14 protein-coding genes are annotated in these 13,251 nt (G+C 65.0%); 5 read left to right on the top strand and 9 right to left on the bottom strand.

The window, feature by feature from the left end:
• Positions 1-12: 12 nt before the first annotated feature.
• Entirely contained in the window at positions 13-783 is a 771-nt protein-coding gene (locus tag BLT92_RS13605) for a sulfite exporter TauE/SafE family protein (protein WP_231938830.1), read from the top strand.
• Positions 784-807: 24 nt separating this feature from the next.
• Here BLT92_RS13605 and BLT92_RS13600 read toward each other — a convergent pair whose 3' ends face one another.
• The 6 genes from BLT92_RS13600 to BLT92_RS13575 all read right to left on the bottom strand — a co-directional run bounded on the left by BLT92_RS13600 (position 808) and on the right by BLT92_RS13575 (position 7,512).
• Positions 808-1,932, bottom strand: coding sequence for an aminotransferase class V-fold PLP-dependent enzyme (locus BLT92_RS13600; protein WP_092106371.1), 1,125 nt, complete (start codon positions 1,930-1,932; stop codon positions 808-810).
• Positions 1,933-1,973: 41 nt separating this feature from the next.
• A complete protein-coding gene (gene fdhD / locus BLT92_RS13595; RefSeq protein WP_092106369.1) occupies positions 1,974-2,861 on the bottom strand; it encodes a formate dehydrogenase accessory sulfurtransferase FdhD in 888 nt (295 codons plus the stop codon).
• 5 nt (positions 2,862-2,866) lie between these two features.
• Positions 2,867-3,418 (bottom strand): MogA/MoaB family molybdenum cofactor biosynthesis protein, encoded by a 552-nt coding sequence (locus BLT92_RS13590; RefSeq protein WP_092106367.1) that lies wholly within the window; start codon positions 3,416-3,418, stop codon positions 2,867-2,869.
• Positions 3,419-3,515: 97 nt separating this feature from the next.
• Entirely contained in the window at positions 3,516-5,729 is a 2,214-nt protein-coding gene (locus BLT92_RS13585) for a GMC oxidoreductase (RefSeq protein WP_092106366.1), read from the bottom strand.
• Between the two features lie 44 nt (positions 5,730-5,773).
• Positions 5,774-6,004, bottom strand: coding sequence for a hypothetical protein (locus tag BLT92_RS21135; RefSeq protein WP_172802597.1), 231 nt, complete (start codon positions 6,002-6,004; stop codon positions 5,774-5,776).
• Entirely contained in the window at positions 6,001-7,512 is a 1,512-nt protein-coding gene (locus BLT92_RS13575) for an FAD-dependent monooxygenase (RefSeq protein ID WP_092106362.1), read from the bottom strand. Before BLT92_RS13575 ends, BLT92_RS21135 begins: the two co-directional genes overlap by 4 nt.
• A gap of 234 nt (positions 7,513-7,746) precedes the next feature.
• Between BLT92_RS13575 and BLT92_RS13570 the strand changes: the two genes are divergently transcribed.
• The 3 genes from BLT92_RS13570 to BLT92_RS13560 all read left to right on the top strand — a co-directional run bounded on the left by BLT92_RS13570 (position 7,747) and on the right by BLT92_RS13560 (position 9,991).
• Positions 7,747-8,196 (top strand): MarR family winged helix-turn-helix transcriptional regulator, encoded by a 450-nt coding sequence (locus BLT92_RS13570; RefSeq protein WP_092106360.1) that lies wholly within the window; start codon positions 7,747-7,749, stop codon positions 8,194-8,196.
• 92 nt (positions 8,197-8,288) lie between these two features.
• On the top strand, positions 8,289-9,428 hold the full coding sequence (locus BLT92_RS13565) for an LLM class flavin-dependent oxidoreductase (RefSeq protein ID WP_231938829.1): 1,140 nt from the start codon (positions 8,289-8,291) through the stop codon (positions 9,426-9,428).
• Positions 9,425-9,991, top strand: a complete 567-nt coding sequence (locus BLT92_RS13560; protein WP_092106359.1) for an NADPH-dependent FMN reductase — start codon at positions 9,425-9,427, stop codon at positions 9,989-9,991. The genes BLT92_RS13565 and BLT92_RS13560 overlap by 4 nt, the downstream gene beginning before the upstream one ends.
• Positions 9,992-10,108: 117 nt before the next feature.
• Here BLT92_RS13560 and BLT92_RS13555 read toward each other — a convergent pair whose 3' ends face one another.
• On the bottom strand, positions 10,109-10,561 hold the full coding sequence (locus BLT92_RS13555) for a hypothetical protein (RefSeq protein ID WP_157691445.1): 453 nt from the start codon (positions 10,559-10,561) through the stop codon (positions 10,109-10,111).
• A 191-nt stretch (positions 10,562-10,752) separates the two neighbouring features.
• On the opposite strand from BLT92_RS13555, the gene BLT92_RS13550 reads away from it, so the two are divergent.
• On the top strand, positions 10,753-11,265 hold the full coding sequence (locus BLT92_RS13550; protein ID WP_092106355.1) for a hypothetical protein: 513 nt from the start codon (positions 10,753-10,755) through the stop codon (positions 11,263-11,265).
• Positions 11,266-11,352: 87 nt separating this feature from the next.
• On the opposite strand, the gene BLT92_RS13545 is transcribed toward BLT92_RS13550, so the two are convergent.
• Both BLT92_RS13545 and BLT92_RS13540 read right to left on the bottom strand, forming a co-directional pair.
• On the bottom strand, positions 11,353-12,183 hold the full coding sequence (locus BLT92_RS13545) for an ABC transporter permease (protein ID WP_092106354.1): 831 nt from the start codon (positions 12,181-12,183) through the stop codon (positions 11,353-11,355).
• A complete protein-coding gene (locus BLT92_RS13540; protein WP_231938828.1) occupies positions 12,161-13,195 on the bottom strand; it encodes an ATP-binding cassette domain-containing protein in 1,035 nt (344 codons plus the stop codon). The genes BLT92_RS13545 and BLT92_RS13540 overlap by 23 nt, the downstream gene beginning before the upstream one ends.
• Positions 13,196-13,251: the final 56 nt, after the last annotated feature.

Genomic DNA, 13,251 nt, shown 5'->3' with positions numbered 1-13,251 from the left:
ATTCCGGAGATCATGGACTTCTCACTCGCACTCACCTTCGCCCTCGCCGTGGTCATCGGCATCACCCTGGGACTGCTCGGGGGCGGCGGCGCAATTCTCGCTGTCCCGGTGCTCACCTATATCACCGGACTCGAACCCGTCCAGGCAATTCCGACTTCGCTGTTCATCGTCGGTGTCACCTCGCTGGTCAGCCTGAGCCTGCATGCGCTGAAGAAGCGGGTGGAGTGGCGCACGGGACTCGTCTTCGGGCTGGCAACCATGGTGGGTGCATTCGCCGGCGGCCGAGCAGGAGCATACGTCCCCGCTCCGGTGCTGATGCTCTCCTTTGCCGCGGTGATGACGGCCGCCGCCATCGCAATGATTCGCGGACGCCGTCAGGCCGGTGCCCAGCACGAGAAGCCACAGGAGCTGCCGATCAGCAAGGTCCTTGCCACCGGTGCAGCGGTCGGTCTGGTCTCCGGTTTCGTCGGCGCCGGCGGAGGGTTCCTCATCGTCCCCGCGCTGGTGCTCTTGGCACGGCTTCCGATGCCACGCGCCGTGGCCACGTCCCTGCTCATCATCACCATGCAGTCGGCGTCCGGGCTGGCCGGCTACGCCCTCTCGACCCCACTCGACTGGTCGCTGGCCACGGCCATCGCCGGCCTCGCCGTTGCCGGATCCTTCATCGGCTTCTGGCTCAGCAACAGGTTGCCCAGTCAAGGCCTGCGCAAGGGATTCGGGTTTTTCGTCCTGGCCATTGCTGCAGTCGTCGTCATCGAGGAGACTCTCCTGCTCATCGGGTGAGAGCTGGTGAGACCTGAGGTCCGCTCATCTCAGTCCACGCAGCGCCTCGACTGCCGCAGTGACATCGTCTTGGTCGTTGTAGATGTGGAAGCCGAATCGTGCCCGGCCGTCGGTCATCGAGAATCGGATCCCCGCCTCTTCAAGTCGCGACGGTGCAGAATCGGCGACCTCGATCGACACGATCGCAGAGTTCAACGCTTCGAACCCCATCCCCTCACGGAAAGCATTGGCCAAGGCCACATCATGCTCATGGATCGCTTCGACGCCGACCTCAAGCAGAAGCTCGAGCGCCGGTGCCATCCCGACCCAGCTGTGCCAGGCCGGAGAGATGTCGAAGGCACGAGCGTTGTCTGCCAGGCGCATCGGCATGCCGAAGCTGGCTCCGCTCCCGCCTGCGAACCATCCAGCCGCGAGCGGCTTCAGCCGCGCGGCGAATTCCTCCTGCGCCCGAGTGCTCGCCTCACCCGCGCAGCGTCTGGCCGGTGGGCGCATCGTGAGGAACGCAGCCCCGCGCGGAGCACACAGCCATTTGTAGGCGGCGACGGCGAGGAAGTCGACCTCTGCGGCATTCAGCGGAAGCCACCCGGCGGCCTGCGTGCCATCGAGGACGGTCAGTGCTCCCACCTCGCGTGCACGTGCCGTGATCTCCGGAATGTTGGCCACTTCCCCGGTTGCCGACTGTGCCGCCGAGAACGACACGAGCGCTGTGGACTCATCGATCGCCTCGGCGAGGGACTGCAGCGGTGCGGTGCGAACGTGCACACCGCGGTCCGCATGGACGGCGAAAGGGTAGACACCGGAGGTGAACTCAATGTCGGGGACGAGGACTTCAGCACCATCGGGAAGGGCCGCGGCGATCGGGGCGAGCAGCTGGGAGACGGCGGCGCCTGTGGTCACCCAGTCCGCATCCGCACCGACCATCCGTGCGAAGAGTTCTCGGGATGTCTGGACGGAATCCGCCCAGGTCTGCCAGGGGCGGGTGCCGCGTCGCCATTGCTCGAGCGATGCCTGCATCGCGTCCCACCCGCGCCGAGGTGGTGGCCCGTACGAGCAGGAGTCGAGGAAGGTGCGTTCGACGTCCCATTCCGCCTGCGCTTCGGCGAGCGAGAGTGCGGACGTGTGCGTGCTGCGATCGTCATTGATTCCCATTCCACCGAATCTAGCACCGAGGCAGAGCGCAGGCGATGCGGCTAGGCGATGCGCTCCGGGTAGGAATACGCATTGAAGCGGCCCCTACGATTGAAGCCGATGACGCTGACACCCACGCTCTTGCCGTGATCAACGGCGAGCGCCGAGGGTGCGCTGACGGCCGACATCATCGGGATGCCGGCCATCGCGGACTTCTGCACCAGTTCGAAGGAGGCCCTGGCCGAGACCTGGAGGACGGTGCGGCTCAGCGGCAGGCCGATTCCATTGTGTGACATGGCCCAGCCGATGACCTTGTCCACGGCATTGTGTCGGCCCACGTCCTCGCGGGTGACGAGGAGCTCGGGCTCGGCATTCGGGTCCTCACCGACGGCGAAGAGTGCCGCGGCGTGGACTCCCCCGGTCTTGTCGAAGACGTTTTGTCCCTCACGCAGCCGGTCGGGCAGTTCCCCGATCCTCGCCGCTGAGATCAGGGACGGGAACCGGAATTCTTCGTCGAGGTCGACGGGGAAGGATGCCGGGATCAGGGGGTAGGCGGAGGTCTTCGTCACCGCGTCGATGGCCGCGGTTCCACAGATCCCACACGAGGACGAGGTGTAGACGGATCGGGCGGGGGCCGCCTCGGCGCTCCAGATCCCGGGCCTCAGCCGCACCCGGGCGACGTTGTAGTTCCGGGAGCCATCGGGGGCGAGTCCGGCGGAGAAGTCGATCTCCTCGATATCGTCCATGGTCGTGATGATCGCCTCGGAGAGGAGGTAGCCGGCCACGTGTTCGACGTCGCTGCCGGGGGTGCGCATCGTGACGGCGAACTGCTCGCCGTTGAGCCGGATCTCGAGCGGCTCCTCACCGGCCAGGGAGTCCGGTCCGGCGGAGATCTCTCCGGTGGCGTCGAACTTGTGGACTCGGGCGCGGACGGCCCTGCGCTGCTGCATGTCGATCAGACCCTTGGTCCGTGGTCGGTGGTGTCCTCGATCGAGGTTTGGATGTGTTCGAGGAGGTCGTCGATGACGGTGATGCCGTCCTTGACGCCGCCCTTCGAGCCGGGGAAGTTGATGACGAAGCTGCGGCCTCGCACGCCGGCGACTCCGCGACTCATCACCGCCGAGGTGGTCGCCTCCAGCCCCTTGCGCCACATCGCGTACACGAGGCCCGGCGACTGCCGTTCGAGGAGTTCAGCGGTGAACTCAGGCGTCCGGTCATCGGGAGCGAGTCCCGTGCCGCCGCTGGTGACGATGATGCGTGGGCGCTCGTCCTCGCCGGCGTCGACGAGGAGAGACCGGAGAGCCTGGCCGACGGGTTCACCGTCGCGGACGACGATGGCATCGGGTGTGGTGTAGCCGCGTGAGCGCAGCCAGTCGACGAGGATCGGGCCGGTCGTGTCCGCCGCCTCTCCCCTTGCCGCCGAGGTCGACGCAATGATGACCGCTGCCAAGCGTCCCGCACCGAGGAGGTCGCCGGTCTCCTTGTCTCTCGAGTTCTCAGTGGTCACAGACGATCCTTCTTTCCGGTGCACACGTGTTCAGGTCTCCATTGTTTCATGGCACATCGCCGTCCGCTCGACCTGTTCCAAGCGCTCGACTTCACCCTTATTCTCCGCGTCGGCGGAGTCCGAGCACTCCGGTAAGGAAGAAGGCCGAGAAGTTCATCAGCGCTTTTGCCCGCCGTGGGAATGTGAATCCCTGCCCCCGGAGGGAAAGTCCGTTTCCTGCCACATTGTGCGGGTCCAGCACCAGCCGAGTCCTGATCGATTCGTTCGGGTCGCCTTCGCTTCGGAGGACGAGTTCCGCGCTCGTGAGGCTTCGATACCGGGCGAGAGGGCCTCGTCCTCGTTGGGATTTGATGGCCTCGCCGATCCAGATCTGCCCATCCTGGCCTGTAACACGAAGGTCATAGCGCATGAGGGGTTCTCCCTCGTCCGGAAACATGTGCAGCTCGCCCGTCACGTCGAGGGTTCCAGGCAGTTGGGCGAGTGTGAGCGTGCCGTCGACGGCAAGCCGGTGTTCGGGATCGGCACGGAAACGATCGAGACTGGTGATCTCGAGCCGCACCTGCAGGTCTCCGACCCTGCCAGGTCCGGGGGCGCTTTCGTGCATATGCTCATCGAAGACGATCCCGTCACCGGCGGTATCCCGGCGTCGGCGAGCTATCCATTCGTAGGCCACGTCCTCGGGTGCCGGGACGGGGCGGACACGGTCCCATTCCGGGGCACGCCACGAACTGTCTCCGGTGAGTGTGCGGATAAGTCCTTCGATCGCGTGTTCCGCGCCGGCAAGGATGGTCGCCGAGGGGTTTGCGCCCGTCGATGCCGGGAGCACAGCTCCGTCCATCACATAGAGGCCCGGGTGCCCATGCACCTGCAGGTCTCGTCCCACGACGCCGGTGTCGCTGCTGTCTCCGGCAGGTACTCCGCCCAGCGGATGCACCGTCACCGGTTTCTTGAATATCGACCAGGGGATCACCGATCGGACGCGTGACCCTGTGACTCGGGTGATGAGGGGACCCACTCGTTCCTCGGCGCGGTAGAGGCGTGCCTGCCACCTGTTCGCCCAGCGCAGTCGTGCCTCACCGTGCTTGTCGAGCTCCAAGCGGCCCGTTCCCGAATCATGTCCCATCGACAGCAGCGCAAGGGTCCGAGTGGGATCGTTTCGGCGCAGTCTGCTCCACCAGGCACGCAGTCGTTGCAGAGGCAGAAGCCGATCGAGCATGTCGGAGATCACGACGGGCACGGCACCATCCTGGACCTGGAACCATACCGGCTTGGAGCGCTCCCAGACGTCGAGGACGGTTGTTGTGGTGATCGTGGGACCGGTTGTGAGGTCCCCGTCGCCTCGGCGAATATTTGCAAGTGCGAGCTGGTCTCCGTTGCCGGAGAAGCCGCGTCCCAGAGTGGCAGAGAGATTGGGCAGCGTTTGGTCGATGTCGCGGGATCGCAGCAGGAGTTCGGTCGTAGCGACGGAACCGGCGGCGAGGATCAGTCGTGTGGCCCTGCGTTGGACCAGATTCCCTTCGGATCCCTCGCCTTCCTTCGACCACACGGACCATCCGGTTTCGTTTGGTGCGATGCGTGTGACTTCGGCTCCGGTGACGCCAGTGGCCCCGTGCTGTTCTGCGACGGCGAGGTAGTTGAGGTCCAGGGAGTTCTTGGCTGATCTGTTGCATCCCAGTACGCATTCTCCGAGAAAGGCACACCCTCTCTGCGGCACGCCATGGAGGTTGCGCGACCAGGTGTCCGATGCACCGAAGCGGACTGCGAGGTTCGGGCGAACCATTGCCGGTCTGACCTGCGTCTGGTCGACGATGTCTTCGACCACGTTCGTGCGAGTCGGCACCACACCGGTGCGCGGATCGGGTTGCACGGGGGTGACTCCGAGCATGGTGCCGGCCAGATCGTAGTAGGGGTCGAGGGCCTCCCGACGCAGGGTCGTCGGCCAGCGATCATCTTGTGTCTGTGCGGCGGGCCTTGCGAAGACATTCGCATAGACGAGGGAGCCGCCGCCCCAGCCGGCGGCCTGCAGCGAGAGCATCGAGTTCAGCCAGCGAAGGTCGTACAGCCCGTGCCCGGCTTGCCACAGCCAGCCCTCTTCGAGATCGGTCGATCGTGGGAACTGCCCGGGAAGCCATCGTCTGCCGCGTTCGAGAACGGTGACTGAAAACCCGGCTTGAGCCAAGCGGGCGGCCGCCACTGCTCCGCCGAAGCCGCTGCCGACGACAATGGCATCACCATGTTCGCCCTCGGTTACGGTCTCCGCGGTTTCGGTCTCTGCGTTGTCGCTGGGTTTCGCGCTGCTTCTGCTGCGCATGAGGCTCCTGACGGCCAGGCTCCGGTGGCTGGATAGGTGTGAGTCTACGGGGTGAGATGCTCGAGGCACTCGACCTTCGCGATGTCATCTTGGCCGGGTCCTCGATGGCCAACGGAGAGCTGGCGAGGTATGTCGCACGATACGGCCATGGACGCGTTGCCGAGCAGGTCTTCGAGGGCATCGAAGAGGCAGTCAGCACCGACGTCGCCGCAGTCCGCGCGGCGTTCCTCGAAGCCGCCTTCCGCGGGGGTCGGCCGGTCAGGATGTCCTTTCACGGCAGGCCAGGCTGCTCTTCCACACCGGGCAGGGAGCCGAACCAGAACTCCAGCGCCTCTTCCAGCCCAGTCGTCGTGGATCGGCCGACCCATGCCACGTAGCCGTCGGGGCGGATGAGCACGGCGGTGGGAGCCGAGACCTCACCGATGACCGGCAGATCCCATGCACCGTAGTAGCGCGCATCGACACGCTTGACTCGGTCCGTCCAGGCGGTGATGTCTATGTCACCGGGATCGCCGAGGTTGAGCAGCACCGGGATGCCCCCGTGGAGCAGCGTGTACGTTCTCAATGCCCCCGCCGGGGTGTGGAGATCCAAGTCGGGTACGCGGCGTCCCACCAACGGATGTTCGTCCGCATCGTGTTCGCCACCGGCTTCGCGTCCTGTTCTGCTTTCGTAGTGGATGGCGAGCCCGGACAGGTCGCCGGCCAGTGATTTGCGGGGCTCGTCCATGTGGAGCCAGCCATCGATCACTTCGTTGAGGGCCTTGACTCGGTCGTCCATCCGCATCAGAGCCGTCTGTGCCAGGTTGTGGTGAATGACCTGCGCGCCGACGGCGTGACGCTCCGAATGGTAGGTGTTGAGGAGACTCTCCGGCGAAGTCCCCCTGACCACCTGGGCGAGCTTCCAGCCAAGATTCGCGGCATCTTGGACACCTGTGTTGAGGCCCTGGCCGCCGACCGGGGAGTGGACGTGCGCCGAGTCACCGGCCAACAGCACCCGATCGGAACGATAGGTGGCAGCCTGGCGGGCCATATCGGTGAACCGAGAGATCGAGCCGGGGGCGTGGGCGCCGAAGTCAGTCCCCCACGCGTCGATCAGCCCGGCACGCAGATCATCGAGTGTGGGCTCTGCGCTCTCCTGCGGTTCCTTCTCAGAGACGACGAGGCTCGCCCGACCGTTCGCGAGCTGGCTGAACGCCTGGGTACCGAATTCGTGGTGGTGGACACCCCACACCGGATCCTCGGTCAGTTCGACCTCGGCGATGAGACTGCTCATGGTCGGCTCCCAACCGGGAAAATCGATCCCGGCAGCCTTTCGGATCAGGCTGCGCCCGCCGTCGCAGCCGACGATGTAGTCGGCGCGCAGCTCGCGCCCATCGGAGAGCCGAACGTCGACTCCGCTGCGGTCCTGGTCGAATCCGGTGACTTCGACCCCGTACTCGATGCTCGCCCCGAGCTCTTCGACCCACTGAGCCAAGATGCGTTCGGTGTGCTGCTGGTGGAGGCCCAATCCGTACGGGTGCCGGGACGGAAAATCAATGATGCCCAGGCGCGTATTGCCGAATCCCAGCACCTGCGAGATTTGGCCCGCGTCCAGGAAGCGATCGACGATGCCTCGCTGGTCGAACATCTCAAGGGTCCGCGACTGCAGTCCGAGCGCACGGGTTCCGGTCAGCTCCTGGTTCGGTCGTCTCTCGAGGAGAGTGCTGTCTACCCCTCCCAGTGCCAGCTCTGCGGCCAACATCAATCCGGTCGGCCCGGCACCGACGATGATCACTTCAGTCACAACAGCTCCACTCTCTCAGCACGAGGTACAAGTATCCTTCGCATATGGGGTCTTGCCGCAATCCCCCATCTGCACTATAAAGTAAATAGAGGCAAGGATCTTCGGGTCCTTGCCTCTGTCGTCTCTTCGCGGCCTATCCGGCGTGGGAACTCGCTTGGGCCCACCGAGTCCAAACGGTACATTGACGGTGAAGGGACATCGCCGACGCGCTCGGCCCGACAGTACTGGGGGCACATGGAGGATCTGTCGCTGAGCACGCTGATCTGGCTGCGGATGGTCCGCTTTGTCCAGAACAGCAATCAGCTCTCCCACGACCACCTGCGCCAATTCGGTCTCACGCTCGCCCAATTCGAGGCCCTGGCCCACATCCGCAATTTTCAGCCGATCACTCAGACCGATCTGGCCCGCGGCCTGACCGTCACCGGCGGCGGCATCTCCCGCATGCTCACCCGACTCGAGGACGCCGGCCTCATCTCCCGGCAGCAGGACTGGAAGACCAAACACATCTCACTCACCGATGAGGGCGCCGAGCTCCTGGAATGGGCCTATCCCTCACAACTCGAGCAGCAGGCCTCACTCTTCGACGAGGTCCTCGATGAGGACGAACAGACGGAGCTGCACGCACTGATGAAGAAGCTCTACGAGAACAGCCTCGCGCGCCGCGCGGATGAGGAACGCTTCTAGGGAATTTTTCTCCGCCGTCATCAGTTGACATGGCAAACGACAATATTCGGAGTCGATCCCCGTATCGACATCTGCGTGACTGAGGAGAACGATTGAACGAGCCGACCGGCCAAGCCACTTCGACGACCATGATGGACCGCCTCGGGTTCACCTCAGGTCAGGGACTGCAGTTCGGGATGTACAGCCTCGGCGATCATCTGCCGAATCCGGCCGACGGTTCACGGGTCGGTGCGGGCGAACGCATTCGCGAGTTCATCGGCTACGCGCAAGCGGCCGAGGACGCCGGCTTCGACTTCGTCAGCGTCGGCGAGAGCCATCAGGAGTACTTCGCCTCCCAGGCCCATGCGGTCATCCTCGGCGCGATCGCCCAGGCGACGAGCACCATTCGCATCGGCAGCACCTCGACGATCCTGAGCACCTCTGACCCGGTGCGTGTGTTCGAGAACTTCTCGACCATCGATCACATCTCCGACGGTCGGGCCGAGCTCGTCGCCGGTCGGGCCTCTCGAGTCGGACTGTTCGAACTCCTCGGCTACGACCTGCGCGATTACGAAGAGCTGTACGAGGAGAAGTTCGATCTGCTCAACCGCATCAATCGGGAACAGAAAGTCACGTGGACCGGACAGTTCCGTGCACCACTCAACGACGCCGAGGTGCTCCCCCGTCCCGCGCAGGATCCGCTTCCGATCTGGCGCGCGGTGGGCGGTGCCCCGACGAGCGCGATCAAGGCCGGCCTGGCCGGAGTGCCCATGGTCATGGCACACCTGGGTGGGACCACCTCGTCGTTTCGGCCGACGGTCGACGCCTACCGGGAGGCGGCCCGCCACCGAGGGTACGACCCGGCGACCCTGCCGATCGCGACCGCAGGCTTCCTTCATGTTGCCGAGACTTCGCAGGAGGCGCTGCGCGGGCTCTACCCTCATATCAACGAGGGGATGAAGCGCACGAACGGTCAGGGCATGCCCAAACAGGCCTTTGCTCAGAGCGTCGACCCGCACAGCATCGTCAACCTCGGCAGCCCGCAGCAGGTCGTGGAGAAGATCCTGCACCAGCATGAGGTCTTCGGCCATCAGCGTTACCTCGGCCAGATCGACTTCGGCGGAATGCCCTACGACATGGTGAGGAAGCAGATCGAGGTCCTCGGATCAGAGGTCATCCCCGCCGTGAAGAAGTACACCGCCACCGAGGCGACACCCGCCGAAGACGACAGTGCACAGGAGGCTACGCGATGAAACTCGTCGCTTTGTCCGGCTCGAACGTGGGCACGAAGACCCGGACCGTCATGGAGTACGTCTCCCAGGCGGTGATGGCCCAGAACCCCGACGTCGAGGTCACGCTCATCGACCTCGCCGAAGAGGACATGGTCTTCAGCGACGGCCGGAACTTCACCGAATACACCGGCGACACCGGTCGTGTCACACAGACGATCATGGACGCCGACGCCATCATCATCGGCACTCCGATCTTCCAGGCCTCGATTCCGGCAACGTTGAAGAACATCTTCGACCTGCTGCCGGTCGATGCCTTCCGCGACAAGGTTGCGGCCATGGTCGCAACCGCGGGATCGGCCAAGCACTATCTCATCCCCCAGCAACAGCTGCATCCGATTCTGAGCTATATGAAGGCCCAGGTCGTCCACCCCTATGTGTTCGTCGAGGAGAAGGATCTGCTGCGCAATCAGATCGTGAACGACGATGTCCTTGCCCGACTCGACAGACTGGTCGAGGACACGCTCGTCCTCACGCGAACCTATGCCTCGATGAGGGAGGAGAAGGAGGCCTCGTACGGGTTCTGAGTCCAGAGTCCGGGAAGCACTCGACCGTGTTCTCTTCTCCGCAAGAAGACCAAGCCCGGATGGCGTTCCGCCGAGAGCCGTGCGGTCGCCGAGCAGCATCCGCCCCGAGACCGACTGTCAGCGCTTCTCGCGTGCCGAGAGACCCGCGAGAAGCGCCGGCACCGCGAGAATGAGCGCCCATGCGACTCGGCGCGAACGCTGCTCGCCGCAGACTGCGACCTCGAAGGTCGATTCCGCCTCGCTTCGCGTCAGTCGGGCCTTCTGCTCGGCACCGACAGCGACATCCGAGGGGTCGGTTCTGTGCTCCTCCCATAGATTCACCGGGTAGCCGGTCGTCGGTCCGACGGCCGGGAAGCAGATGAAATGCTCGCCTCCGTAACTGCTGGCGTCGGCGCCGAGACTGCCAAGAGTGGGCAGGACAAGCAGGAGCGCGGCGACGAGGCCCAGGAACCACGCGAACGCCGCCGCGCTCCTGGCCTCGCGCGCAGCGCTCCCACGCCTCGGCCCGGCAGATGGGGCCACCTCGGAATGCGTCGGGTCATCCGACGGGTCCTCTTCGGAGTCAGACATGGTCACAGTGTGTTCAGCACCTCGCCACGATGTCCATGCACGAACGGCCATCACCGTCCGTGCCCGCGAAATCACAGCCGGCCCTCCCGTTCGCGGGCATCCGCCTGAGGATCGTCAGCAGCTTGTCTCTGCGGCACCGGGCGCCGGACACTGGATCCACCAGGAGCGCGGACGAAGGGAGCGAGCAGTCGATGACATCTCAGGCCATTTCCCATGAGATCTCCACCGATCTCGACAAGCGCAGGCGTCAGATCACGGCGGGTTTCGCCCGTTTCTACTCCCCGCTGGCCGTACTGACTTTCGTACTCACCTTCTTCCCGTACTACAAGTCGGATCCCGGGGAGTCGACGCAGTACGGCAGCCTGTGGCAGGAGGCAACCCGAACCGGGCACAGCTACGACATCATGGCCGTGATCATCTTCCTCGCCATCGTCGCGCTGCTCACCCTCGCCGCCGTCGAGGTGCTCGGCGTCGTCGGACTCGTCGCGACAGCGGTCCTCACCCTGTCGATCGGCACTCTTCTCTGGACGGCTCCGGGTTTCTCCGATCCGCCGGAGCACTCCCATGCAGGCATCCTCGACATCACCATCTGCCTCATCGGCACAGCGATCCTGCTGAGCAATGCAGCCTGTCTGCTCGTTCTCGCCCGGGTTCAGAAACGCCGAACCGCCTCGGCGACGGCAGCGGATTCCTCGACGCGGTGACCTGCGCGAGCGCTACCGGCGGCGGGGACCATGCCTCGCCCTGCGCTGCTCGGGCTCGCGCCACCGCTCTCATCGTCGGCGCGACCCTCAAGTCCTCGTGCGATACAGGCGCATCGTGATCGGGGCCAGCACCGCTGTCAGGCTCGCCGAGACGATGAGCACCCAGGCGATGTCACCGAACGTGGCGGTGCCGTACATCAGCTCCCGCACCCCGGTGACCAGATACGAGACGGGGTTGATGCTCTGAGCCCAGGTCTGGAGGCCCGACGGCATGGTTTCAGGGTCGACGAAGATGTTGGATGCGAAGGTCAAGGGCATCAAGATCAGCATGGAGACTCCCATGACAGCGTTCGGGGTCCGCATCAGCAGACCGAGGATCGTGAAGATCCAGCTCAGGGAGAAGGCGAAGATGAGCAGGAGCACGATGGCCAGCACGACTCCGAGCACACCGCCTTCGGGCCGGAATCCGAGGAGCAGTCCGAGGCCGATGGTGATGATCGAGGCCACGGTGTACCGCACGCTGTCGCCGAGCAGTGCTCCGACGATCGGGGCCGGTCGCCAGATCGGCAGTGACCGGAACCGGTCGAACACGCCCTTCGTGATGTCGGTGTTGATCGTGAATCCGGTGTAGACGGTGATCAGGAGCACTGACTGCACGAGGATGCCCGGCAGCAGGAACTGCACATAGGTCTGCGGGTCGCCGGCGATGGCACCGCCGAAGAGATAGACGAACATCAGGGTGAAGATCACCGGTGTGAGGGTGACGTCCATCAGCTGCTCGGGCACATGTTTGATCTTCAGCAGCGCCCGATGGGTGAATGTCAGCGTCACCGCCGGCGCCGAGGGCCGTTTGGGCCGCCGGTCGACTCGGATGACCCTGCGCAGTCGATCGTCGTCACCGATGTTCGACGTCGTCATCGGCCACCCCCTCGGTCTGCTGCTCGTCCGGCCGTGCACCGTCACCGCCGGCCATGGTGCCGGTGAGTGCGAGAAAGACCTCGTCGAGGCTGGGCTGTCCCAGCGAGAACTCCGGCACGGAGATTCCGGCCTCGTTCATCTGCGACAGCAGTCGCGCCGCCCGATCCTCCATCCCCTGCGGGATGCGGGCCGTGAGCGTGTACGGGTCGGTGGGGCGGGTGATCTCATCACCGACGATCCGGTCGATGACTCCTGCCGCTGCCTCCCGCTGCCCGGCATCGGCGAGCCGGAGGTGAACGCTTCCGGCGCCGACGGAGGTCTTCAGCTGCGGGGCCGTGCCCTCGGCGATCACCTTGCCCTGGTCGATCACCGCGATGCGGTCGGCCAGCTGATCGGCCTCCTCGAGGTATTGGGTGGTCAGCAGCACCGTGGCACCCTCGGACACCAGCAGACGGACGATGTCCCAGACCTGGTTTCGGCTGCGGGGGTCGAGCCCGGTGGTCGGCTCGTCGAGGAAGAGCACCTTCGGGCTCATCACGAGGCTCGCCGCCAGGTCGATGCGCCGACGCATCCCTCCGGAATAGGACTTGACCGGCTTGTCCGCCGCCTCGCGCAGCTCGAAGGCCTCCAGCAGACCCGAGGCACGTTCGCGTGCCTCACCTCCGGTGAACCCGTACATGCGAGCCAGCAGTCTGATGTTCTCAGACCCGGTGAGGTCCTCGTCCACCGAGGCGAACTGTCCGGTCAGCCCGACGTTGAATCTGACATCGTCGGCATCGGCGACGATGTCATAACCGAGCACCCGCGCGGTGCCGGCGTCCGGTCTCAGCAGCGTTGCCAGCATCCGCACCACTGTGGTCTTGCCCGCACCGTTGGGCCCGAGGACACCGTAGACCGAACCCGCGGGCACGCGCAGATCCACACCGTCGACGGCCCTGACGTCTTTGAAGTGCTTGACGAGACCGGTGGCTTCGACGGCCAACTCTGCGCGCACGGCCGTCTCTGGGGCCACGGCTACCTCCCGCTCGGGTGTTCGACAGCAGACGGACGCCACCTCGGTGTCGGCGA

The organism is Brevibacterium picturae (genome assembly GCF_900105045.1).
Lineage (GTDB): Bacteria > Actinomycetota > Actinomycetes > Actinomycetales > Brevibacteriaceae > Brevibacterium > Brevibacterium picturae.
Note: the sequence above shows the minus strand (reverse complement) of the source record. Positions and strands in the feature narration are given on the sequence as shown.

Excerpts from the sequence above, each read along its gene's own strand:
- BLT92_RS13605 (WP_231938830.1), top strand. The coding sequence starts at position 13 with ATGGACTTCTCACTCGCACTCACCTTCGCCCTCGCCGTGGTCATCGGC.
- BLT92_RS13600 (WP_092106371.1), bottom strand. The coding sequence starts at position 1,932 with ATGGGAATCAATGACGATCGCAGCACGCACACGTCCGCACTCTCGCTC.
- fdhD (WP_092106369.1), bottom strand. The coding sequence starts at position 2,861 with ATGCAGCAGCGCAGGGCCGTCCGCGCCCGAGTCCACAAGTTCGACGCC.
- BLT92_RS13585 (WP_092106366.1), bottom strand. The coding sequence starts at position 5,729 with ATGCGCAGCAGAAGCAGCGCGAAACCCAGCGACAACGCAGAGACCGAA.
- BLT92_RS13570 (WP_092106360.1), top strand. The coding sequence starts at position 7,747 with ATGGAGGATCTGTCGCTGAGCACGCTGATCTGGCTGCGGATGGTCCGC.
- BLT92_RS13560 (WP_092106359.1), top strand. The coding sequence starts at position 9,425 with ATGAAACTCGTCGCTTTGTCCGGCTCGAACGTGGGCACGAAGACCCGG.
- BLT92_RS13555 (WP_157691445.1), bottom strand. The coding sequence starts at position 10,561 with ATGTCTGACTCCGAAGAGGACCCGTCGGATGACCCGACGCATTCCGAG.
- BLT92_RS13550 (WP_092106355.1), top strand. The coding sequence starts at position 10,753 with ATGACATCTCAGGCCATTTCCCATGAGATCTCCACCGATCTCGACAAG.
- BLT92_RS13545 (WP_092106354.1), bottom strand. The coding sequence starts at position 12,183 with ATGACGACGTCGAACATCGGTGACGACGATCGACTGCGCAGGGTCATC.